Source organism: Amycolatopsis roodepoortensis (assembly GCF_014873915.1).
GTDB lineage: Bacteria > Actinomycetota > Actinomycetes > Mycobacteriales > Pseudonocardiaceae > Amycolatopsis > Amycolatopsis roodepoortensis.
On the sequence record NZ_JADBEJ010000005.1, the window covers coordinates 399,186 to 420,668 of the forward strand.

A 21,483-nucleotide genomic window follows, 5' to 3' on the forward strand; every position below is an offset into this window, starting at 1 on the left:
CTCAGATTCCGCAGGACGGGGCTGACCAGAACCGCGTCGACCGGTGTGCCACGTGCGTGTGATCGTTGTGGCCGGGGTAGCCCGGTCCGAGGATCTCACTGAACCCGTGGTTGCGGGCCTGCTTGGCCAGCCCGCAGAAGCCCTGTGAGCCGGCGCCGAGATCGACGGCGTCACCGTAGAGATGACGGCTGTTGGTCGCGCCGCCGACCGCGTTGTTGCAGGCGACGCTGCGGAAACCGCCGTTGACGTCGATCGGCCGGTCGCCCATGGCGTGCCGCATCGCCTGCAGCTTCCACATCGAGATCAGCGCGTTGGCCTTCGCCGTCGCGGCCGAGACGTTGCCGCCCGACCAGTCGGAGTTGCACCGGTTCAGCTCCGCGTAGGTGAAGTTGACCGGCGTGCAGTCGTCGTCCTGCAACGCGTAGAGCTTGCTGAACGTGGCCGATCCGGCGATGCCGTCCGCGGCCAGCCCGTACGCCTGCTGGAAACGGGTGACCGCGGCCTTGGTGCCCGCGCCGAACTGGCCGTCGATGGCGAGGACGCCCCCGTAACCGGGGTAACCGGCGACGCGGATCTGCAGTTGCCGGACGTCCTCACCGGACGCGCCCTCGGACAACGTGCGTCCCCAGGAGTAGCAGGCGTCGGCGACGGAGACTTCGCCCGCCGTCACCGGGCCAGGATCGGCGGCGGCCGGAGCGGCCACCGCGGTACCGAGCCCGGCCACCAGGGCGAGCATCGGCAGGAGGAAACGAATGCGCATGACAGGAACACCTTTCAAGCAGGGAAGGTGAGACCCGTGACCCCCACGGGTTGTCAACGATTCACTGCACGGGATGCTAACGCGGTTCCGGTTACCGCGCTGTGGGTCGTTCGACCCACACGGCCCTGTCCTTCGCGTGTGTTCGGAGGCGTGACTCGCGTGTCTGGAGGCGCAACTCGCGTGTCTGGAGGCGTAACTCGCGTGATTGGAGGCGTAACACACCGGGTGGGTGAGTTACGCCCTCAAACACGCGAGTTACGCCTCCAAGCACGCGAGTTACGCCCTCAAGCACGCGAGTTCGGCGTTCGGGGCCGGCCGTCAGCCCTTCAGCTGCGGGAAGTCCTCCTCACGGAACTCCCCCGCCGGACGGCCGTCGGCCTCGTTCTCCCGTCCGCGCAGTTCGACGCGCCGGATCTTGCCGGAGATCGTCTTCGGCAGTTCGGTGAACTCCAAGCGGCGGATTCGCTTGTACGGGGCCAGATGTTCACGGCAGAAGGCCAGGATGGACACCGCGGTGTCGGCCGTCGGTTCATGTCCGTTCGTCAGGACGACATACGCCTTCGGTACCGCGAGCCGGATCGGGTCGGGCGCGGGGACGACGGCGGCTTCGGCGACCGCTTCGTGTTCTAGCAGGACACTTTCCAGCTCGAACGGCGAGATCCGGTAGTCCGACGCCTTGAAGACGTCGTCCGTGCGACCCACGTAGGTGATGTAGCCGCGTTCGTCGATCGATCCGACATCACCGGTGTGGTAGAAGCCGTTCGCGAAGGCCGAGGCGGAACGTTCCTCGTCGTCGGCGTATCCGGCCATCAGCCCGACCGGTCGCTTGTCGAGGTCGAGGCAGATCTCGCCCTCTTGCGCCCGTTCGCCGGTGACGGGGTCCACGAGCGCCACGGTGAAGCCCGGCAGCGGGCGGCCCATCGACCCCGGCACGACGTCCTGCCCGGGCGTGTTGGCGATCTGGACACTGCTCTCCGTCTGCCCGAAACCGTCGCGAATCGTGACGCCCCAAGCCTTTTCGACCTGGTCGATCACTTCGGGGTTGAGCGGTTCACCCGCGCCGACCACCTTGCGCGGCGGCGTCTTCAGCACGGTCAGATCCGCTTGGATGAGCATCCGCCACACCGTCGGCGGGGCGCAGAAGCTGGTGATACCGCATCGGTCCATCTGCGCCATCAAGGAGACCGCGTCGAACCGCGCGTAGTTGTACAGGAACACGGTCGCCTCGGCGTTCCACGGCGCGAAGACGTTGCTCCACGCGTGTTTCGCCCAGCCGGGCGAGGAGATGTTGAGGTGGACGTCGCCCGGTTCCAGACCGATCCAGTACATTGTGGACAGATGACCGACCGGGTACGAGACCTGCGTGTGCTGCACCAGTTTCGGTTTTGCGGTGGTCCCCGAGGTGAAGTACAGCAGGAGCGGGTCTTCCGCCGCCGTCGGGCCATCGGGCGTGAAGGTGTCCGGTTCCTCGTAGGCGTCCACAAAGGACCGCCAGCCCTCGACCGGCTCCCCGACGGCGATGCGCGTGTAGTCGCCTTCGACGTTCTCGAACTTGTGCGCGTCGACGGACCGGATCACGACGTGTTTCGCCGCGCCCCGCTCGACGCGGTCGGTGAGATCCGCCGGGCCGAGCAGGGTCGAGGCCGGGATGATGACGGCGCCCAGTTTGATCGCGGCGAGGATCGTCTGCCACAGCTCGCCCTGGTTGCCGAGCATCAGGATCAGCCGGTCGCCCCTGGCCACGCCGAGCGAGCGCAGCCAGTTCGCGACCTGGTTGGACCGCCGCGCCATCTCCGGATAGGTCCAGCGGTTCTCGATGCCGTCCTCTTCGACGATCCACAGCGCGTACCGGTCCTGGTTGGCCGGGTCGGCCGCGACGACGTCGAACCAGTCCAGCGCCCAGTTGAACTCGGCGGGCCGGGGCCAGGTGAAGTCGCGATAGGCGGTTTCGTAGTCCTCGCGATGGGCTAGCAGGTAGTCCCGTGCCTCGCGGAACGTGCGGTATGCCTCCGAAGCGCTCACGATCGTCCTCCTGGTCCGCTGGTAGGGCCGCCGGTTCTTTCTACTCTCCCTTGAACTCGGGCGCGCGGCGCTCGAGGAAGGCCTGCACGGCCTCGCCGAGGTCCTTGCTGGGCAGGAACGCCGCGTTCCAGGCCGACACGTAGCGCAGGCCGTCCGCGACCTGGCGTTCCGTGTTGGCCGAGAGCACGTTCTTGGTGCCCTGCACGACGAGCGGCGGGTTCGTGGCGATCTCGGCCGCCAGCTTGCGGGCTTCGGCCAGCAGGGTGTCCTGATCCGCGTGGACGTCGTTGACCAGGCCGATCTTCTCGGCGCGGGCGGCGTCGATGTCCTTGCCGGTGAGGGCCAGTTCGCGCAGGTGTCCCTCGCCGATGATCGGCGCGAGCCGCTGCAAGCTGCCGAGGTCGGCCACGATCGCGACCTTGACCTCGCGCACGCTGAACTTCGCGTCCGCGCTCGCCAGGCGGATGTCCGCGGCCGCGATCACGTCGACGCCGCCGCCGATGCACCAGCCGGAAATGGCCGCGATGACCGGTTTGCGGCATTCCGCGATCGAGGACACGCTCGCCTGGAGGGTCCTGACCTCGTCGAGGAACTTCGTCCGCGGGCCCGCGAGGGCGTCGCCGCCGAGCATTTCGCCCCAGCCGGGCATCATGGCCGGCAGATCGAGCCCGTAGGAGAAGTGCTTGCCGCTCCCGGTCAGCACGACCGCCCTGACCTGCGGGTCCGCGTCGAGCGCCCGGAAGACGATCGGCAGCTCGCGCCAGAAATCGGGGCCCATCGCGTTGCCCTTGGACGGACCGAGCAGCGTCACTTCGGCGACGTGCCCGTCGATCTCCACCTTGAGCGAAACGAGATCGGGAAGACTGTCAGCTGTAGCGGTCATGAGGTCATCTTGACTCATGTGATTGACAGGCTGCCAACGGCCACTGTGCCTGGCCGCCCCGGAGATGCTTTCCTAATACCGACGAGTACTACCGGTGAGTACCGACGATCGACGAAGGGACGGTGGGATATGAGCCCGGCCAGCAGCGCCACCGCGGTCGCCGACCTGCCCGCTCCGAGCACCGCGCGCGGGCGCGAACGATCTTCCCGGCCGATCGAACTGTCGGGATCCTTCACCCATGAGGGTCACCGGCTCGCCTACACCGAGTTCGGCTCCGGCGACCGGGTGGTCGTCCTCACCCACGGCATCATGCTGACGAGGCGGATGCACGCCCCGCTCGCCCGCAGGCTGGCGCGCGCCGGTTTCCGCGTGGTGACCCTCGACCTGCTCGGGCACGGCGATTCGGACCGGCCCACCGAATCCTGGCTGTACTCGATGCCCGCGTTCGCCGAGCAGACCGTCGCGCTGCTCGACCACCTGGAGATCGACGCGGCTGTCGTCGGCGGGACGTCCCTGGGCGCCAACGTCGCGCTCGAAGTGGGTGTCGCCGCCCCCGAGCGCGCGCTGGGCCTGGTAGTCGAGATGCCCGTACTGGACAACGCGATCGTCGCGGGGCTGATCACGTTCGCGCCGCTGCTCATGGCCGCCCGGTTCCTGCCGGTGACCGTGCAGGGCGTCGCGCTGGCGGCGAAGCTCGTGCCGCACGGTAACCAGTGGGTCGACGTCGTCACCGACACGCTGTCGCAGGAGCCCGCGCCGATGGCCGCGCTCCTGCACGGCGTGCTCTTCGGCCGGATCGCGCCGCCCAAGTCGATCCGGCGGAAGATCGAGACACCGGCGCTGGTCATCGGGCACGAGCGCGATCCGATCCATCCCTTCGGCGACGCCGACACCCTGGCCGCGGACATGCCGGCGGCCGAGTTCGTCCAGGCCCGCAGCCCGGTCGAGTTGCGCTTCGATCCGACCCGCCTGACCGAAGCCATCGCGGACTTCTCCGCGCGCTGTCATGACCGCTGACCCGGCGCCGGTCCGCGACGCGGAGGAACTGCGGACCGGGCGGCTGCTTCTGCGCCGCCCGGGTCCTGAAGACCTCGACGCGATCTTCGCGCTCCACACCGACCCGGAGGCCTGCGCGCACAACCCCTCGGATCTGCTGGAGACGCGCAAGGAGGCGGAGTTGCTGCTGCTCCGCTGGTCGCACCAGTGGAACCGATACGGCTTCGGGTACTGGACGGTCCGGCGGCACGACTCGGCGGAACCGCTGGGATTCTGCGGGGTGAAGATCGTGGGCTTCCGGCGGCGGCCGGTGCTGAACCTCTTCTACCGCTTCTTTCCCTCGTCCTGGGGTGCCGGATACGCCAGTGAGGCCGCCGCCGCGGCGGTGGACTGGGCCCGCGTCCACCGGCCGGACGACCTCGTGATCGCCCGCGTCCGGCCGGAGAACGTCGCGTCGCAGCGGGTGGCGCTACGGGCCGGGCTGGTCCGCGCGGAACACCTCGACACCCCCGGCGACGACGGGACCGACTGGCTCTACGTCTCGGACCCCGGCTACGAGGGCTGAGCCAGCCCCGCCACCGGACCGAACACGATCACCGCAGGCGGCCGCACCCCGGCCGCCGCCGCGTCTTCGACCACCTTGTCCAAAGTGGAGCGGAGCACCCGCTGCGTGCGCATGGTGCCGTCCTCGACGATCGCCACCGGCGTGTCGCCCGGCCGCCCCGTCTGGAGCGCCTTGGCGAACAGCGGGAGACGCTCGACGCCCATCATCAACACGATGGTGCCGCGCATCTTCGCCAGCAGATCCCAGTCCACCAGCGACTTCTCGTCGTCCGGTGCGACGTGACCGGACACCACGACGACCTCGTGCGCGACACCGCGATGGGTCACCGGGACGTCCGCCGCGGCGGGAACGGAGAACGCGCTCGTGATCCCGGGGACCATCGTCACCGGGATGCCCGCTTCGGCGCAGGCGAGGACTTCTTCGAAGCCGCGGCCGAACAAGTACGGGTCGCCGCCCTTGAGCCGCACGACGAACTTGCCCGCCTTGGCCCGCTCGATCAGGGTGGAGTTGATCACGTCCTGGCTGGCGGCGCGGCCGTACGGGATCTTCGCGGCGTCGACGATCTCGACGTGGGGCGCGAGTTCGTCGAGCAGTTCGCGCGGGGCCAGCCGGTCGGCGACGACGACGTCGGCCCTGGCGAGGAGACGGCGGCCGCGGACGGTGATCAGTTCCGGATCCCCGGGGCCGCCGCCCACGAGGGCGACACCGGGAAGCTCGTCGCCGGCGTCGGGTACCCGGCCGTCGGCGACGGTTCCGGCACGAAGGCCGTCGAGGACGCTGTCCCGGACGGTGGCCGACCGCAGCGGCTCGCCGCCGGAGAGGACGCCGACCAGCAGCCCGCCGTGCCTGCCGGAAGCCGGGGTGACCGCGCTGCCGAGATCCCCGTCGTCAGCGCGGACGCAGAACACCCGCGCGCGTTCGGCTTCGGCGCACACGGCGGCGTTGACCTTGGGATCGTTCGTGCACGCGAGCGCGTACCAGGCGTCGGCGAGGTCGCCCTCGGCGTAGCGGCGCTCGTGCCAGACGATCTCGCCTGCGTCGGCCATGGCGCTCACCGACGGCGTGGTGTGCGGCGAGACCAGTTCGACCCGCGCGCCGGCGCTGATCAGCCGTGGCAGGCGGCGCTGGGCGACCGTCCCGCCACCGATCATCACGACACGACGGCCGGCCAGGTCGAGGCCGGAGAGGTAATGCGGGTCATCCATGCGGGGCAGTGTAAGGATTCAGCGCCCCGGACCGCGATCCGAGTGAGAACCGCCTCAGCTCTCCAGGAGCGCCAGCAGTTCGGTGTTGCCGAACATCCTGGCCGCGTCGATCGCCGACGGCTCCCCCGCCGTCGCGTCCGCGCCGCCCTTCAGGAGCGCCTTCACGACCTCAGGCTCGTTCTTGAACACCGCGCCGGCCAGCGGGCTCTGTCCCCGGTCGTTCTCGCGGTTCGGATCGGCGCCGCGTTCGATCAGCGCGGCGACGGTCTCGGCGTGACCGTGGTAGGCGGCGAGCATGACCAGCGTGTCGCCCCGGTCGTTGGTCAGGTTCGCCGGAATGCCGGCGTCGATGTACGCGGCGATCTCGGCCGTCGCGCCCGTGCGGGCGAAGCCGAACACCTTGGCCCACAACTCCAGCAGTTCGGGATCGAATTCCTCGGGCTGTCCGGGGTTCTCCGTCATGGGGCCGATTCTTCCACGCCGAGCCGCGGTCCGGGCGGCGTCTCGCACCGCCCGGACCGGTGACCTCAGCGCCCCGCGTTGGGGTAGGGCAGCAACGCCATCTCGCGGGCGTTCTTGATCGCCGTGGCGACCTGTTTCTGCTGCTGGGGCGTCAGCCCGGTGACCCGGCGGGCGCGGATCTTGCCGCGGTCGGAGATGAACTTCCGCAGCAGGTCGACGTCCTTCCAGTCGACCTCGGTGATCTTGTTGGCGTGCAAGAGGTTCGTCTTGCGCTTGAAGGGACGGTCGCGGCCTGCCTTGCCCATCGCGCTCACCAGCTCGACTTCGTGACGCCGGGCAGTTCGCCGTTGTGCGCCATCTGCCGCATGCGGACCCGCGAGAGCCCGAACTTCCGCAGGTAGCCACGGGGGCGGCCGTCGGCGGTGTCGCGGTTGCGGATCCTGGTCGCGCTGGCGTCGCGCGGCATCGCCTGCAGGGCCGACACGGCCGCGGCCTTCTCCTCGGGGGACGCGGAGGGCGAGGCGATGGTGGCCTTCAGCTCACGCCGTCGTTCGACGTAGCGGGCGGCGATGACCTTGCGCTGCTCGTTCTTGGCGATCTTCGACTTCTTGGCCATCAGCGCTCCTCCTTGAACTCGACGTGCTTGCGCGCGATCGGGTCGTACTTGCGCAGCACCATGCGGTCGGGGTTGTTCCGGCGGTTCTTCTTGGTGACGTAGGTGTAGCCGGTGCCGGCGGTCGAGCGGAGCTTGATGATCGGCCGGATGTCGGTGCTCTTGGCCATCAGAGCTTCACCCCTTTCGCGCGGAGCTCGGCCACGACGGCCTCGATCCCCCGCTTGTCGATGGTCTTCATGCCCTTCACCGAGACCCGCAGCCGGACCCAGCGCCCCTCGCTCGGCACGAAGTACCGCTTGGCCTGCAGGTTCGGTTCCCAGCGCCGGGACGTGCGCCGATGCGAATGCGACACCTGCTTCCCGTATCCCGGTTTGCGGCCGGTGACCTGGCACACGGCGGACATACACCCTCCCAAGTTGATATCGGTTGTCGTTTTCATTTACTCTACACAGCCGAACCAGAACGCCCTCGACGCCCCGGAGCTTCAGTGACCGACAACCCCCGCGTGCCCCTCGTCCTGATCAGTGGCCTCGCACCGGGACCGAACGCCGACCTCGCCGAGCGGCTGCGCCTCGCCGAGCCGGGTACCGCCGTCGTGCATCACGACCTGAGGCAGATCCACTCCGGAGTGGTCAGGCGGCGGATCCGGCTCGGCGACCGCGACCAGCTGACCGTCCTCGAACTGGCGCACGGCTGCGTCTCGTGCACGTTGCGCGAAGACCTGCTGCCGCTGCTGCGCAAGCTCTCCCAGATGCCGCAGGTGCGGCGCATCGTGGTGCGGCTCGACGAGGCGATGGAGCCCGAGCCGGTGAGCTGGGCGCTGCACAACGTCCTCGTCGGCGAGCGGCCGGTGATCGAGGACGTCGACCTGCGGGCCGTGCTGACGGTCGTCGACTGCGCGGGCTGGCTGGGCGACAGCACCGGCGACGACACCTTGGCCGAGCGGAACCTGCGGGCCAGCCCCGAGGACGAGCGCACCGTCGCCCAGGTCGCGCTGTCCCAGGTCGAATTCGCCGACCTGCTCGTCCTCGCCGGCGCGGCGACCGACGCCTGGTCCGCGGCGAAGGCTTCGGCCGTGCTCGACCGCGTCGCGCCGTCGATCCCGCGCGTCGAGCTGTCCACTGTGGACGGGAAGACCGTGCTCGACGCCGTCCCGGCCGACGCCCGGCGCGGCGAGGTCACCGACATGCACGGCCCCCTGCTGCGCGGCCAGCCGCCGTTGCACACCGACTGCGGGATCGGGCTGCTCACCTTCACCTCGCAGCGCCCGTTCCACCCCGAACGCCTCCACGACGCGATCGACGTCCTGCTCGACGGCGTCGTCCGCACCCGGGGGCGGCTCTGGGTGGCGAGCCAGCCCGACATGGCACTGTGGATCGAATCCGCGGGCGGCGGCCTCGGCGTCGGGCACGCCGGGCCGTGGCTCGCCGCCCCGGACGGTCCGGACTGGGCCGACGTCTCCCCCGAACGCCGCACCCTCGCCTCCCTGCGCTGGGACCCGCTGTTCGGCGACCGCGCGCAGGAACTGGTCGTCGTCACGGATCAGGCCACCCCGGACGAGATCGAAGCCGCCTTGAACGGGGCGCTGCTGACCGAGGAGGAACTCGCCGCCGGCGAGCAGGAATGGCTCCGGTACCCGGATCCGTTCGGCGAGTGGCACGAAGAACCGTGCGAGGACACGGAAATCGACCCTGAGAAGCACGACGTGAACGCGTCGAACCGAAAGGACGAAACGCAGTGAAACCGGGAATCCACCCCGACTACCACCCGGTGGTGTTCAAGGACCTCTCCACCGGGGACGCCTTCCTGACCCGCTCCACCGCCACCTCGGAGCAGACCATCGAGTGGACCGACGGCAACACCTACCCGCTGGTGAACGTCGAGATCAGCTCGTGGTCGCACCCGTTCTGGACCGGCAACCAGCGGATCATGGACAGCGCGGGCCAGGTCGAGAAGTTCCACCGCCGCTACGGCCGTCGCGGAGGGTCGAAGTAATGGCCGTCCCGAAGCGGAAGATGTCGCGCAGCAACACCCGGTCCCGGCGTTCGCAGTGGAAGGCGGCCGTACCGGATCTGGTGCCGATCAAGGTGAACGGCGAGACGAAACTCGTGCCGCGCAAGCTGATGAAACACTTCCACCAGGGTGGGGAATGACGACGCCGGTCACGGTGCTGTCCGGGTTCCTCGGGGCGGGTAAGACGACCGTGCTCAACCACGTCCTCGCCAACCGCGACGGGCTGCGGGTGGCGGTGATCGTGAACGACATGAGCGAGGTCAACATCGACGCAGCGCTGGTGCGGGACGGGAACAGCCTGTCCCGCACCGAGGAACGGCTCGTCGAGATGACCAACGGCTGTATCTGCTGCACCTTGCGCGACGACCTGCTGGAAGAGGTCTCGCGGCTGTGTGAGGACGGCCGGTTCGATTACCTGCTCATCGAATCCAGCGGGATCTCCGAGCCGATGCCCGTGGCGGCGACGTTCTCGTTCGCCCGTGAGGACGGCGCCACGCTGCTGGATGCCGCGCGGCTCGACACGATGGTGACCGTGGTCGACGCGGTGAACTTCGAGCGGGAGCTGGCGGCCGGGGACGCGCTGACCGAACGCGGGCTCGACCAGTACGACGGGGACGAGCGGACGGTCAGCGACCTGCTGATGGACCAGATCGAGTTCGCGGACGTCCTCTTGCTGAACAAGGCGGACCTGGTCCCGGCCGGCTCCCTCGACCGGCTGACGGCGGTACTGCGGCGGCTCAACCCGGCCGCCGACGTCGTCGTCTCGACGCACGGCCGGGTCCCGCTCGACCGGGTGCTCGGCACCGGACGCTACGACGTCGAGCGGGCGCAGGAGGCACCCGGCTGGGTGGCGGAGCTCAACGGCGATCATGTTCCGGAGACGGAGGAGTACGGGATCTCCAGCGTCGTCTTCCGCGCCTCGCCGGCGTTCGACGCCGAGCGATTGTGGGACTTCGTCGAGCGGCTCGACACCGGGGAGTTCGGGACGGTCCTGCGGTCGAAGGGGTTCTTCTCGCTGGCGTCGCGGCCCGGGGTGACCGGGCTGTGGTCGCAGGCGGGCTCGGTCGCCCGGTTCGAGCCGCAGGGTGTCGAAGAGGCGCCGCGGCAGGAGCTCGTGTTCATCGGCGTGGGTCTGGAGAAGGACGCTCTGCTGGACTCGCTCCGGGCCTGCCTGGCCGCCGGTCCCGCCGGGGCGGATCCGTTCCCGGAATGGGAAGCGGTGCACGTCCACTGAGCAGTACGCCTCGTGAGTGGTAAGGACGGTTCTAACCGTCCTTACCACTCACGAGGACGAGGGTCAGTGGTCGTCGTAGTGGTCCCCGTGCGCGGCGTGGCGGTGGCCGTCGTGCAGGTAGTCGACGTGGTCGCCGTGCGGCACCGCGACATGGCCGCAGCCCTCGCCGTGCGCGTGGTCGTGACCCTGGTGCGGGATGTGGTCGCCGGTCTCGCACTCGTCGAAATGCCCGTCGTGAGCGCGGTGCAGGTGCCCATCGTGCACATAGTCGACGTGGTCTCCGTGGGGTACGGCGACGTGGCCGCATCCTTCGCCGTGAGCGTGCGTATGGCCGGCGTGTTCGGTGTGCGCGGCGGTCATGACCGGGTCCTTCCTGAGCGGAAATGCCTGATCAGGCGGACCGTAGCACCGGTTTACGGGCCCAGCAGCGCTCTCACCCGACCGAGTGCACGCACCTGTTCGGCCCAGCGCGGGCCCGCCAGCCCGACGACGATGTGGGCCGCTCCTGCCTCCCGGTACGTCGCCAGCCGTTCGGCGACGGCCTCGGCGGAACCGGTCAGGGGCAAGGAGAGCGCCTGGTCGAGCGGCATCCCGTAGACCTCGTTGATCCCTGTCGCCAGATCCGCCGCTGTCGGCAGGTCCGCGCCTCCGCCCAGTGCGCCGGTGGCGCCGACCGCGGTCACCGGGTTCGCGACGCCGAGATCCGTCAGCCGTCGCCGTCCGTCGGCGACGGCGTCCGGTGGCAGGAGCGACGGGAACCATCCGGTGCCGTGCTCCGCCACGCGCTCCAACACGCGCCGGCCCCGGTTGCCCACCCAGATCGGCGGGACCGCCACCGCCGGCGCCAATTCGACGACGGCGTCGCCGATCCGCACCTCATTGCCCGCCAGCAGCTCCGGCAGCAAGCGGAGCGCCTGGTCGGTGCGCGGGCCACGTTCGCCATACGGCACCCCGGCCGCGGCGAACTGGGCTTCTCCCCCGCCCGAGCCGATGCCGAGGATCAGCCGTTCGCCCGACACCTCCTGCAGTGTGGCGATCTGCTTGGCCGCCCACGCCAACGGCCGCATCGCCGGGACGAACACGCTCAGCCCGATCCGGATCCCGGTCGTGACCGCGGCGGCGACCCCCAGCCCGACCGTGCTGTCGAGCGACGGACGGCCGGTCATCAGGTGATCGCCGAGGAACACACTGTCGAGGCCCGCGTCCTCGGCCTGCCGGGCGGAGACACGGAGGTCGCCGGCCGGGAGGATCACACCCAGTTTCATGAGCCCATCGTGCGACCTCCACTCGACTGGAGGTCAAGCGATGTGGCGGCGGTGCCCGGCCCAGAACGGCTCCCGGAGCGCCCGCTTGTCGACCTTGCCGATCGCCGTCAGCGGCAGTGCCCCGGCGAAGTCCACATCGGACGGTACGAAATGCTCCCGCCCGAAGAACTCCCTGGCATACGCCCGGACTTCGTCGGCCGACAGCGCTCCCGAGGCGACCACCACGGCGTGGACCCGCTCGCCCTCGCCGCCGTCACCCGGCACCCCGAACACGGCCGCGGAACGGATCAGCGGATGCCGCGCGAGCGCGTTCTCGACCACGGTCGAGTACACCTTGGTGCCGTGTTCGCCGGTGATGATGACGTCGTTCGCCCGGTCCAGCAGGTAGAGGTACCCCTCGTGGTCGAACCGCCCGAGATCACCGGTCCGCAGCCAGCCGTCGCCGATCGGCGCCGCCCCGTGGTACCCGACCATCATGGACAGCCCGCGCACCAGGACCTCCCCGTCGTCGATCCTGGCCTCCATGCCGGGCACGATCCGGCCCACGGACTCGAGCCGCTCCGGCCTGCCGTCGAGTTCCGCCGCGGAGATGCTCGCGATCATCGGCGCCTCGGTGAGCCCGTAGCCCTGCCCGACCACGGGCCCGAACACCTCGAGCGCCTGAGCCAGCCGTCTCGGCGGTAGCGGGGCGGCACCCAGCGAAAGTTGCCGCACGCTGCCGACGTCGGTCGACGCCATGGCCGGATGGTCGAGCACCGCGGCCAGCCGCGCGGGCGTCAGGGACAACGCGGTGATCCGGTGTTCCGCGATCGCGTCCAGGACGGTGCCCGCGTCGAAGCCCCGCAGCAGCACGACACTCTCCCGCCGCAGGATCGCCCCCAGCACGGTGGCGTTGCCGGTCATATGCGTCATCGGCGCGATCAGCAGCGTGCGCCCTGGACCCGCCGGATCCGGCGCGAAGATATGCGCCATCCCGTCGTAGATCCCGCTGTGCCGGATGAGTTTCGGCGTTCCGGTCGTGCCTCCGGTGGGGAAGACGACGGTGACCGACTCCGGCAGTCCGTCCGGGTCGGCACCGTCGCGGTCCGTCAGTTCGTCGAGCGTGATCACCCGCGCGTCGCCGTCTGGCCAGTCCGACGGCCGCTCGGTCACCAGGGTCGTGACCCCGGCCGCCTCGACCGCGGCGAGCCGATCCGGCGAACTCGCCGACGCGGCGACGAGCAGCACCGTCGCACCCCGCAGCTGTGCGGCGAGCTGCAGGAGGACGGTTTCCGGCCGGTTGCCGGCGTCGATGGCGACCACCCCGCCCTCGGGCAGTCCCGCGTACATCCGGCGCACCAGGTCGAACGCCTGCGCGTAGCCGGTCTCCACGCCTTCCTGGACGAACAGCACCTCGTCGCCTCCCGAGCGCAGCGCGTCCAGCACCCGGGTCAAGAACAGACTCTCCACCGGCGGACCCTAACCCACCGAGCAGCACCCGCCGCCGGACGAAGCGGCGCCCTCGTAGGCGTCGTGCCAGTCCCACCACTCGTACGGTGGCGTCTGCGGATAGCCCTCCGGCGAGTCTTCCCACTCCTCCTGCCGTCCCAGCGCGGTGATGTCGAGGTAGCTCCACGTGCTCCCCATCGCTTCGTCGCCGCGGTTGTTGACGAAGTAGGTCCGGAACACCTGGTCACCCTCACGGATGAAGGCGTTGGTGCCGTGCCACTCGTCCACGCCGAAGTCGACGTCGAAGTCGCCGGCGATCGTGTACCACGGCATCGTCCAGCCCATCCGCGCCTTCATCCGCGCGAGATCCGCCTGCCCGCCGCGGGAAACGAAGGCCAGGGTGGTGTCGCGGGCGTTCAGATGCGCGACATGCGCGACCTGGTCGGCCACCAGCGAGCAGCCTTTGCAGGCGTGGTCGGGGAACCCTTCCACGCCGGGATCGAAGAAGGCCCGGTAGACGATCAGCTGACGGCGTCCCTCGAACAGGTCGAGCAGGTTCACCGGGCCGGACGGCCCCTCGAACTCGTACGGCTTCTCGACCACGAGCCACGGCATCCGCCGCCGCTCGGCCGCGAGCGCGTCGCGGGCTCGGGTCAGTTCCTTTTCCTTCACCAGCAACCGAAGGCGCGCTTCTTCCCATTCGGCCGCGGACACCGTGTTCATCCCGCCAGCTCCGCGGGCAGGACGCTTTGCCGGTTCGGCCGCCCCTCCCCGGTGGTGATCAAATCGCGCAGGCTGATGCCGACATAGAAGCTCCACGCCTTGTGGCAGACGTCGAAGCATTCGTACTCCGGGACCAGCCCGTGATGGGTGAAGCGCGCTTCGGTCTTGCCGTCCTTCTCGGTGATCTCGAACGTGATCGTGGTGTCGACCCATTCGGTCTCGTCGCGGGTGAAGTCGAAGTGGTTTTCCAGCACCAGCCAGGAGACCTTGCGGCCGGGCACGGATTCGGTGATCCGGATCCGGCAGCGGTGCACCTCTTCGTAGTGGTATTCGAACTCGTCGCCGGTGAACTCGATCTCTTCCGACCACCACCGGCGGACGTCGGTGAAGGCGTCGAAGACCTGCCTCGGCGTCTGATCCACGGTGAAACTCGTCGTGAAGCTCATGATGAACCCTCCAGATGGTCTTTCAGAGCCGCGAGCGGCCCGTCCCAGTCACGGGCGAGCGCGGCGAGGAATTGCTGGGCGACCTGCATCGGGGCCGAGTGCAGCCGGTAGCGGACGCGCCGCCGCTCCCCCTGCTCCGGGATCACCAGCCCCGCGTCGGTGAGCAGCGCGAGGTGCTTGGCGATGGCCTGCCGCGTGATCGGCAGCCGGTCGGCCAGGTCGGTCGCCGTGGCCGGGCCGCCCGAGGCGAGGACGGCGAGAATGCTCCGCCTGCTCGGGTCGGCCAAGGCGACGAAGACCTGTTCGGCGATCGTTTCGTTGTCAGGCGGCATCGAGGTATTCGATCAGTTCGCCCAGCTCGGCCGCCCACCCCTTCGTGTTCCCCTCGAACGCGGCCTGGTGCGCGTCGTCCGGCAGCTGGGAGAAACCGGACTCGACGACGGTGAGCCGCGTGCCGCCATCGTTCGGGACCAGGGTGAACTCGACGTAGGTGCGACGAGGGTCCTCGTCGGGAAGACCGTAGATGTGCCAGGTGAAGCCGAAGACCTCCGGCTCTTCGACGCGCTCGACGCGCATGTTCGCCTGGTGTCCCTCGTCCCATTTCATCTCGGCCGCGCCGCCGGGCCGCAGGTCGATGCTCGCCTGGTTGCCGAACCAGGTGCCAAGGCCCTCGGCCGTGGTCAGCGCGGCCCAGACCTTCGCGGGCGGGTGGGCGATTTCGACGGTGCGTTCGATCCGGTCGGGGAATCCCACGACGGCCTCCTCAAGTAGCAATCAATCGGTTGCTATAACTTTGTATAGCAACCGACCGATTGCGTCAAGGGCGGATCAGGAAGCCGTGTACAACGCGCCGAGGAACTCCAGTAGCAGCCGCTCCCGCAACGGACCGGGTGCCGTGGCCAGCAACGCGTTGATCTCGGCCATCCGGGTGGGCAACCCGGCCGCACCGCCGAGGCCGGCGGCCGCCAGCAGCCCGGCGAACTGCTCCGGCGTCAACGTCGCCGGGTCCAGCGCGGCGACGAATTCGGCCACCTGTGGGTCGACGACGACCGGCCCCGCCTCACGGGCGGCCGCGACCGACGCGGCGAGATCGGCGAGGAAGTCCTTCTCGCTCCCCCTGTTCGCGGCCGTCACGGTCAGATGCAGGTTCGCGGGCGACGATTCGTGGGCGAACTGCGGCTGGACGTACCAGCCGCGTTCGCGCATCTCGTCCGCGACGGTGAACAGGTCGAATCCGGCGCCGTCCGCGACGGTGAACGCGAGCAGGGTCGACACCGGATCACCGAGGACGCGCAAGCCGTCCAGCGCCTCGATCCCGGCCCGGATCCCCACGGCCGCTTCACGCGCCGCCGAAGCCAGCTTCGCGTAACCCTCGTCGCCGACATGGCGCACCACGGCCCATGCCGCGGCGAGCGGGCCACCGGACCGTGTGCTCTGCAGCGTGGTGTTCAGCATCGTGTAGCCGGGCCAGTCGGCACTGGCGAAGTACTGCGGACGGCGAAGTTCGGCGTTGGCGTGCAAGAGAACCGACACGCCTTTCGGGCAGTAGGCGTACTTGTGCAGGTCCACCGAGACGCTGGTGACGCCGGGGACGTCGAAGCCGAACGGGCCCTGCCCCAGGTACGGCAGCACCCACCCGCCGATGCAGGCGTCGACGTGGAACCGGACGCCGTCCAGCAGCGCGGCGATCTCGGGGATCGGATCGAGGACGCCGTGGGCGTACGACGGAGCGCTCGCGACGACGAGCACCGTGCCGCCGTCGACCGCCGCGGCCATCGCCTCGGGGACGGCGCGGAAGGTCACCGGATCGACCGGCACCGAAACCGCGCGGACGCCGAAGAAATGCGCCGCCTTGTGGAACGCCGCGTGCGCGGTCGTGGGCAACACGATGTTCGGCGTGGCCACGTCGGGACGCGCGTCGCGGGCGGCCAGGACGGCGAGCATGCACGACTCCGTGCCGCCCGAGGTCACCGAACCGACCGTCTCCGCCGTACCGCCCAGCAGCCGCGCGGCGGTACCGACGAGGTCGTTCTCCATCCGCAGCAGGCTGGGGAACGCCGTCGGGTCGAGGCCGTTGGCCGACGACGCCAGCGCGTGCGCCGCCGCGCCGAGTTCGTCCACTTCGGACAGACCACTGTCGTAGACGTACGCGAGTGTCCGGCCCCCGTGCGTCGGCAAGTCCCCCGCGCGCAGCTCCCGCAGTTCCCTCAGGATGTCCTCGGCGGTCACGAACGGCGCTCCAGCACCGACTTACGCAGCAGCGGAATACCGAGCACGATCAGCACGGCCGGGAGGATCGACGCGCCGAGCAGGATCGCCGTGAGCGCGCTGTCCGGCTGGGCGACCTTGGCGTCGAGGCTGGACTGGTAGCCGCCGAACTGCAGCACCAGCCCCCAGAGCCCCGGCCCGAGCGCGAGCCCCAGCGTCTCCGACGCCGTCCAGACGCCGGCCGCGACCCCGGCCCTGGTCTCGCCGGTCCGCTCCTCCTCGTCGCTGATCAGATCCGGCAGGATCGCCAGCGGGAACACCGAGATCCCCGCGTAGCCGACACCGCAGAAGGCCACGAACACCATCGTGACGGCGAACGGGAACACCTCGGCGCCGAGAAGCCCCAGCAGGCCGACGCCGAACGCGGCGGTCGCGATCCGGAACCCGGCCAGCTTCCCGACGCTCGCCCCGAGTCGCGGCCACAGCGGCATGGTCAGCAGCGCCGGTCCGACGAAACCGACGAACAGGACCGTCGAGTAGCCGGAGCTGCCGAGGATGCGCTCGGCGAAGAACGGGATCGCGGCCAGCACCGTGCCGATACCGAGCGCCTGGATGAAGTAGACGCCGAGCAGCCAGCGGAACGGCCGCCACTGCGCGAGTGTCCGGAGCAGTTCGCGCGGGCTGACCGTGTTCGGCCGCAGCGCGCCGACGGGAGCGCCCTTCAGGCCGAAGTACACGCCGAGCGTCGCGAGCAGGATGACCAGTGCGATGAACAGACCCATGACCCGGTATCCGGCGACACCGCCGATGAGGTCGGTGATCGCGGGCGCGCCACCGCCGGAGACCAGGATGGCGACCGCGAGGAAACCGATCCGGACGCTGGTCAGCTTCGTGCGCTCTTCGGCCGAGTCCGTCAGCTCGGCGGGCAGCGCGTTGAACGGCACCTGAAAGAAGGCGTACGCGGTGGCGCACAACAGGAACACGACGACGACGTAGATCGCGTCGGGTACCGGGCCGCCGAATCCGGGATGCGCGAACAGGGCCGCGAAAAGGACGGAAACGCCGATTCCGCCGTAGAGCAGGAACCGGCGGCGGCTGCCGGTGCGGACCATGTCCGCGTCCGACAGCCTTCCCGCGATCGGGTTGAAGAGCACGTCCCACGCTTTGGGAACGAAGACGATCAGGCCGGCCACGCCCGCGGCGACGCCCATCGTGTCGGTGAGGTACTTCAGGAGGAGCAGGCCGGGAACCGTGCCGAAGGCGCCGGTGACGAACGAGCCGAGCGAGTAGCGGTACCTCGTCCGTGCTGGCAGCGATGCCATGATCCTCCTCGAGGCGGTTCTCCCGATGAAGGCCTCAGTATTGGATCTTGGCCACCACCGGGTAGTGGTCGGAGGGAATCGTGCCACCGTCGTAATGCACGAGCTGTACCGGGCCGACAGCGGCGAGTGGACGGCCGCCCGCGCGCACGGCGCCGACGTAGTCCAGCGAGTCACGGTAGGTCGCCGGAACGGACTTCGCCGCGTTCGGGTTCGTGGCCGCGTCGAAGGTGTACGCGCCTTCGCCCGTCGTGCGCAGAACGCCGCCGAGGAAGGCTTCGCCCTGCTGGACCTGGGTCCGGCCGAGGGAGTCCTTGCGCGCTTGCCCGGCCCAGTACTCGATGTTCAGGTCGCCCGCGATGACCACCGGCTCGCTCGCGGGGGCGTATTTCGTGACCAGGTCCCGGATCTCGCCGAGCTGCGCCATCCGGATCTCGTGCGCCTTCGGCAGCGTCTCCGGTCCCTCGTCCGCCTGCATATGCGTCCCCGCGATCCACACCGGCTTCCCGTCGACGACCAGCCGGGCGAGCGCGGCCCCCTTGTTGGACAGGTAGTCCGCTGTGCCGGAGTAGGAATTGCGGAACACCAGCTGGTGCTGTTCGGTCACCGGCGCCTTGCTGAGCACGGTGACGCCGCCGTTGACCACGACCGGGGAATTCGAGCAGTTCCCGTTCACCGTGGTCCAGCCGGGCGAGGTGCCGCAGTGCTGTCCGACCAGCGGGGTCTGGTGCGGCCAGACGTCCTTCAGCCGGTTCCGGAGTTCCTCCGCCTGTGCGCTGAAAGCCTCGTCCAGGACGACGACGTCGGCGTCGTTCGCCCGGATGACGTCCTCCGCCGCGCGAGCCCTGGCCTGTTTGTCCGAGGTGTTCGGGCTGGCGATCCAGGGCAGCTGCCAGATGTTGAAGGCCATGACCTTCACCGAGACCGCCGCCTGGGCGGGCACGGCGGTTCCGGCGAACATCGCGGCGGCGATGGCGAGTACGGCGAGCTTCCGCACGAATGATCCTTCCGGGTCAGGAGACGACGAACGTCCGTGAAGTCCCGCTGAACGCGGAGATCGCCCCGTTCCAGCCGTTCTTCCAGTTGCCGAAGTGGATCACGCGATATTTGCCGATCGGGGCGTTCGCGGGGATCTTCCAGTGGACGACGGCTTTCGATTCGGCGACGAACGTCCGCGCCCAGTGGTACTTCGTGTCCCAGTCGCCGTCGTCGGCGTGGCGGACCCACTTGCCGTCGACCAGCCGCTGGATCTCCAGGAACGTGCCGCCGCGCCGCAGGTCGTTCTTCGGATGCCCGGTGACGAACTCGACCGCGACCTGTTCACCGCGCGCGTAGGTGCTCTTCGCGTCGACCAGGACGTCACCGAAGCTCTTGAACGCGGGCGGGCTGTCGAAGACGACCCCGGGCTGGAAGTTGATCAGCTTGCCGCGCAGGTCCCGCGGCGTCGGCCCGTGCGGCACCGCCGTGCCCGCCTTCATCGCGGCCGCGAGCTTCGCGAATTCCTGTTGATAGGCCGGAAGCGTGTACCGGCCGTACAGCGTCGACGCGCCTTCGTACTGCTGCGAGTCGTACTCCTCGGGCGTGGTGATGTACTGGCTGTACGCGTTGGCGTACCCCTGGATGAGCACGTTCTCCAGCGGGACACCGAGTTCGGCGGCGACGGTCCGGCGCAGGCGCAGTCCGGCGACGATGGTCAGCTCGGCGGGCACGGCCACGAGATGCAGCTGCCCGATCCGGACGAGCTGCAGCGGCAGCACCTCTGGCGTCCACGGATACGGCTTCATCGCGCCGAACGGCACCGCGATCACCTTCGGCGCGTGCGCGTCGGCGAGTGCCTGCGGGATCGGCGCGTCGATGCCGCCGAGCCAGTCGATGAACGGGTTCTTCACTCCTTCGGGGAGCGGTAGGCCGGGCCCGTCTTCGCGGCTGCCGGCCAGCATCGACACCCCGATCGCGGCCGTGCAGGTGCGCTGCGGCCGCCCGTTCGGGGTGTACTTCGCGTCGACGGCGACGTCGGACATGTCCACGTAGCACATCCGGTGGTCGACGCCGCCCGTCACGGCCTCGGCGGCCGCGTCGAAGGCGCTCTTCGCCGCGCGGAACTGGAGGTCGCCGATGGTGCGGGTGTTCTCGAACTCGGTTTCGGGGGTGCCGGGCTCGAGGTTCAGGTTCGGGCTCATGTCGCCGGTGTTGGTCTGCGGGAAGGCGGCGACGAACCGCGGGTTCCCGTCGAGGTACCGCACGCCGGCGTGGTCGTGCTCCCATTCGTAGGCGGCGTAACCCTTGTTGTCGCCGCTGATCAGGTGGTTGCCGTTGCTCATCGACGTCCCGTGCGTGGCGAACCAGCTGATCGCGCCGACGTCGACGCCGCTCTGGCTGAAGCGCAGGACCGTGACGGCCGGGTCGATGGCCTGCGGGAAGTGGTCCTTGTCCGCCTGCGGGTTCAGGTCGAAGGCCTTGCGTGAGCGGTTGACGCTCGCCTTGGTCAGTTCGGCGCGGCCGAGCCGGATCGACCCGGGCGCGAGGTTCGCGTGCGCCCGGGCGATCGCCTCGAAGATCCCGTCGACATGCGCGTCGTACACCTGCTGCTGGAAGCCCAGGATCGCCAGATCGTAGGCGGCGTAATGGGAATCCCCGCCGCACGCGGAGTGGGTGTGCGTGGCGTTGAGGAGGACGTTCTGCTCGGTGTAGAGATCGCCGTACGCGGCCTGGAGCTTGCGCAGCACGCCCTGGTGGACGGACTGGAACAGGGCGCCGAGGTCGGCGGTGACGAAGGCGATCCGCTTGGCGCCGTCGTCGATCACGAAGGCGCGCGCCCGGGTGCGGAGGTGGATGCCGGCGGTCTGCTGCTGCGGCATCGAGTAACCCATCATGCCGTTCTCGGCTGCCGGGCCGGTGACGTCGGAAATGCCGACACCGACGCGGAAACCCTTCGGCGGCGCCGCTTGCGCCTGCTGGGCGCCGAGCACGCCCGCCGCGACGGGCAACGCCGCCGCGCCCGCGAGAACCCGCCTCCGGCTCACCGTCATGAGTCGCACCTCCCGGCCACGAACATGAACCGACTTCATGTTCGTGGCCGGGACGCTACGTGATGGGCCTCACTGCCGCAACCCACGAAAGGTGTGGGGGCTGAGGGGGCCTTTCCCCGCGTCCGATGCGGCGAAGGGCGCTTTCAGCACGTCACATGCAGGGGAGGCGGCCGCGTACCGGCTGCGGTTGATGCCAGGTCGAGTCCGTCCCAGATGCACCAGCAGCCACAGCGGCTGCGCGTGAAGGCCCCCTTCCCTCGGCTCAGCCGAGGAAACTCGACCTTCACACCTTCACCAGTACATGAAGGA

Annotated in this window: 26 protein-coding genes; 6 read left to right on the top strand and 20 right to left on the bottom strand. The window is 69.5% G+C overall.

Annotation, left to right across the window (positions count from 1 at the left end; genetic code table 11):
• Position 1: 1 nt before the first annotated feature.
• The 3 genes from H4W30_RS21410 to H4W30_RS21420 all read right to left on the bottom strand — a co-directional run bounded on the left by H4W30_RS21410 (position 2) and on the right by H4W30_RS21420 (position 3,665).
• Complete coding sequence (locus H4W30_RS21410) at positions 2–760, bottom strand: D-Ala-D-Ala carboxypeptidase family metallohydrolase (RefSeq protein WP_192744483.1); 759 nt, start codon at positions 758–760, stop codon at positions 2–4.
• A gap of 318 nt (positions 761–1,078) precedes the next feature.
• Complete coding sequence (locus H4W30_RS21415) at positions 1,079–2,782, bottom strand: AMP-binding protein (RefSeq protein WP_318780638.1); 1,704 nt, start codon at positions 2,780–2,782, stop codon at positions 1,079–1,081.
• Positions 2,783–2,822: 40 nt separating this feature from the next.
• Positions 2,823–3,665, bottom strand: a complete 843-nt coding sequence (locus tag H4W30_RS21420) for a crotonase/enoyl-CoA hydratase family protein (RefSeq protein ID WP_192744484.1) — start codon at positions 3,663–3,665, stop codon at positions 2,823–2,825.
• Between the two features lie 129 nt (positions 3,666–3,794).
• On the opposite strand from H4W30_RS21420, the gene H4W30_RS21425 reads away from it, so the two are divergent.
• Both H4W30_RS21425 and H4W30_RS21430 read left to right on the top strand, forming a co-directional pair.
• On the top strand, positions 3,795–4,682 hold the full coding sequence (locus tag H4W30_RS21425; protein WP_034306424.1) for an alpha/beta fold hydrolase: 888 nt from the start codon (positions 3,795–3,797) through the stop codon (positions 4,680–4,682).
• Positions 4,672–5,226 (top strand): GNAT family N-acetyltransferase, encoded by a 555-nt coding sequence (locus H4W30_RS21430; RefSeq protein WP_192744485.1) that lies wholly within the window; start codon positions 4,672–4,674, stop codon positions 5,224–5,226. The genes H4W30_RS21425 and H4W30_RS21430 overlap by 11 nt, the downstream gene beginning before the upstream one ends.
• Here H4W30_RS21430 and cobA read toward each other — a convergent pair.
• The 6 genes from cobA to rpmB all read right to left on the bottom strand — a co-directional run bounded on the left by cobA (position 5,214) and on the right by rpmB (position 7,912).
• Positions 5,214–6,431, bottom strand: a complete 1,218-nt coding sequence (gene cobA / locus H4W30_RS21435) for a uroporphyrinogen-III C-methyltransferase (protein WP_192744486.1) — start codon at positions 6,429–6,431, stop codon at positions 5,214–5,216. The genes H4W30_RS21430 and cobA overlap by 13 nt on opposite strands.
• Positions 6,432–6,485: 54 nt before the next feature.
• Complete coding sequence (locus H4W30_RS21440; RefSeq protein WP_192744487.1) at positions 6,486–6,893, bottom strand: ankyrin repeat domain-containing protein; 408 nt, start codon at positions 6,891–6,893, stop codon at positions 6,486–6,488.
• A gap of 65 nt (positions 6,894–6,958) precedes the next feature.
• Entirely contained in the window at positions 6,959–7,207 is a 249-nt protein-coding gene (gene rpsR, locus H4W30_RS21445; protein WP_192744488.1) for a 30S ribosomal protein S18, read from the bottom strand.
• Positions 7,204–7,509, bottom strand: coding sequence for a 30S ribosomal protein S14 (rpsN, locus tag H4W30_RS21450; RefSeq protein ID WP_034306410.1), 306 nt, complete (start codon positions 7,507–7,509; stop codon positions 7,204–7,206). The genes rpsR and rpsN overlap by 4 nt, the downstream gene beginning before the upstream one ends.
• Positions 7,509–7,676, bottom strand: coding sequence for a 50S ribosomal protein L33 (rpmG, locus tag H4W30_RS21455; RefSeq protein WP_192744489.1), 168 nt, complete (start codon positions 7,674–7,676; stop codon positions 7,509–7,511). Before rpmG ends, rpsN begins: the two co-directional genes overlap by 1 nt.
• Positions 7,676–7,912, bottom strand: coding sequence for a 50S ribosomal protein L28 (rpmB, locus tag H4W30_RS21460; protein ID WP_005149951.1), 237 nt, complete (start codon positions 7,910–7,912; stop codon positions 7,676–7,678). The genes rpmG and rpmB overlap by 1 nt, the downstream gene beginning before the upstream one ends.
• Before the next feature lie 84 nt (positions 7,913–7,996).
• On the opposite strand from rpmB, the gene mrf reads away from it, so the two are divergent.
• From mrf to H4W30_RS21480, 4 genes are read left to right on the top strand one after another with little or no spacing between them, the layout of a single operon-like run.
• A complete protein-coding gene (gene mrf, locus H4W30_RS21465) occupies positions 7,997–9,250 on the top strand; it encodes a ribosome hibernation factor-recruiting GTPase MRF (RefSeq protein ID WP_192744490.1) in 1,254 nt (417 codons plus the stop codon).
• Positions 9,247–9,504, top strand: a complete 258-nt coding sequence (locus H4W30_RS21470; RefSeq protein ID WP_016334055.1) for a type B 50S ribosomal protein L31 — start codon at positions 9,247–9,249, stop codon at positions 9,502–9,504. The genes mrf and H4W30_RS21470 overlap by 4 nt, the downstream gene beginning before the upstream one ends.
• Positions 9,504–9,662, top strand: coding sequence for a 50S ribosomal protein L32 (gene rpmF / locus H4W30_RS21475; protein ID WP_005149940.1), 159 nt, complete (start codon positions 9,504–9,506; stop codon positions 9,660–9,662). The genes H4W30_RS21470 and rpmF overlap by 1 nt, the downstream gene beginning before the upstream one ends.
• The gene (locus tag H4W30_RS21480) at positions 9,659–10,756 is read left to right on the top strand and encodes a GTP-binding protein (RefSeq protein ID WP_192744491.1); all 1,098 of its coding nucleotides are present in this window, start codon (positions 9,659–9,661) and stop codon (positions 10,754–10,756) included. Before rpmF ends, H4W30_RS21480 begins: the two co-directional genes overlap by 4 nt.
• A 63-nt stretch (positions 10,757–10,819) precedes the next feature.
• Here the strand turns inward: H4W30_RS21480 and H4W30_RS21485 are convergent, their stop codons facing one another.
• From H4W30_RS21485 to H4W30_RS21535, 11 genes are all read right to left on the bottom strand, one after another.
• A complete protein-coding gene (locus H4W30_RS21485) occupies positions 10,820–11,116 on the bottom strand; it encodes a hypothetical protein (RefSeq protein WP_125794207.1) in 297 nt (98 codons plus the stop codon).
• Between the two features lie 53 nt (positions 11,117–11,169).
• On the bottom strand, positions 11,170–12,021 hold the full coding sequence (locus H4W30_RS21490) for an LLM class flavin-dependent oxidoreductase (RefSeq protein ID WP_192744492.1): 852 nt from the start codon (positions 12,019–12,021) through the stop codon (positions 11,170–11,172).
• A gap of 33 nt (positions 12,022–12,054) precedes the next feature.
• Positions 12,055–13,470: a class I adenylate-forming enzyme family protein gene (locus H4W30_RS21495; protein WP_192744493.1), complete on the bottom strand. Its 1,416-nt coding sequence runs from the start codon at positions 13,468–13,470 to the stop codon at positions 12,055–12,057.
• Positions 13,471–13,479: 9 nt separating this feature from the next.
• Positions 13,480–14,172, bottom strand: coding sequence for a DUF899 domain-containing protein (locus tag H4W30_RS21500; RefSeq protein ID WP_192744494.1), 693 nt, complete (start codon positions 14,170–14,172; stop codon positions 13,480–13,482).
• The gene (locus tag H4W30_RS21505; RefSeq protein WP_192744495.1) at positions 14,169–14,618 is read right to left on the bottom strand and encodes an SRPBCC family protein; all 450 of its coding nucleotides are present in this window, start codon (positions 14,616–14,618) and stop codon (positions 14,169–14,171) included. The genes H4W30_RS21500 and H4W30_RS21505 overlap by 4 nt, the downstream gene beginning before the upstream one ends.
• Positions 14,615–14,950, bottom strand: a complete 336-nt coding sequence (locus H4W30_RS21510; protein WP_034306386.1) for an ArsR/SmtB family transcription factor — start codon at positions 14,948–14,950, stop codon at positions 14,615–14,617. The genes H4W30_RS21505 and H4W30_RS21510 overlap by 4 nt, the downstream gene beginning before the upstream one ends.
• On the bottom strand, positions 14,940–15,371 hold the full coding sequence (locus tag H4W30_RS21515) for an SRPBCC family protein (RefSeq protein ID WP_192744496.1): 432 nt from the start codon (positions 15,369–15,371) through the stop codon (positions 14,940–14,942). Before H4W30_RS21515 ends, H4W30_RS21510 begins: the two co-directional genes overlap by 11 nt.
• A 75-nt stretch (positions 15,372–15,446) precedes the next feature.
• Entirely contained in the window at positions 15,447–16,847 is a 1,401-nt protein-coding gene (locus tag H4W30_RS21520; RefSeq protein WP_192744497.1) for a pyridoxal phosphate-dependent decarboxylase family protein, read from the bottom strand.
• Positions 16,844–18,148: an MFS transporter gene (locus H4W30_RS21525; protein WP_192744498.1), complete on the bottom strand. Its 1,305-nt coding sequence runs from the start codon at positions 18,146–18,148 to the stop codon at positions 16,844–16,846. The genes H4W30_RS21520 and H4W30_RS21525 overlap by 4 nt, the downstream gene beginning before the upstream one ends.
• Positions 18,149–18,182: 34 nt before the next feature.
• Positions 18,183–19,142, bottom strand: a complete 960-nt coding sequence (locus tag H4W30_RS21530; protein ID WP_192744499.1) for a sphingomyelin phosphodiesterase — start codon at positions 19,140–19,142, stop codon at positions 18,183–18,185.
• A 16-nt stretch (positions 19,143–19,158) separates the two neighbouring features.
• Complete coding sequence (locus tag H4W30_RS21535; protein WP_192744500.1) at positions 19,159–21,174, bottom strand: neutral/alkaline ceramidase; 2,016 nt, start codon at positions 21,172–21,174, stop codon at positions 19,159–19,161.
• Positions 21,175–21,483 lie beyond the last annotated feature (309 nt).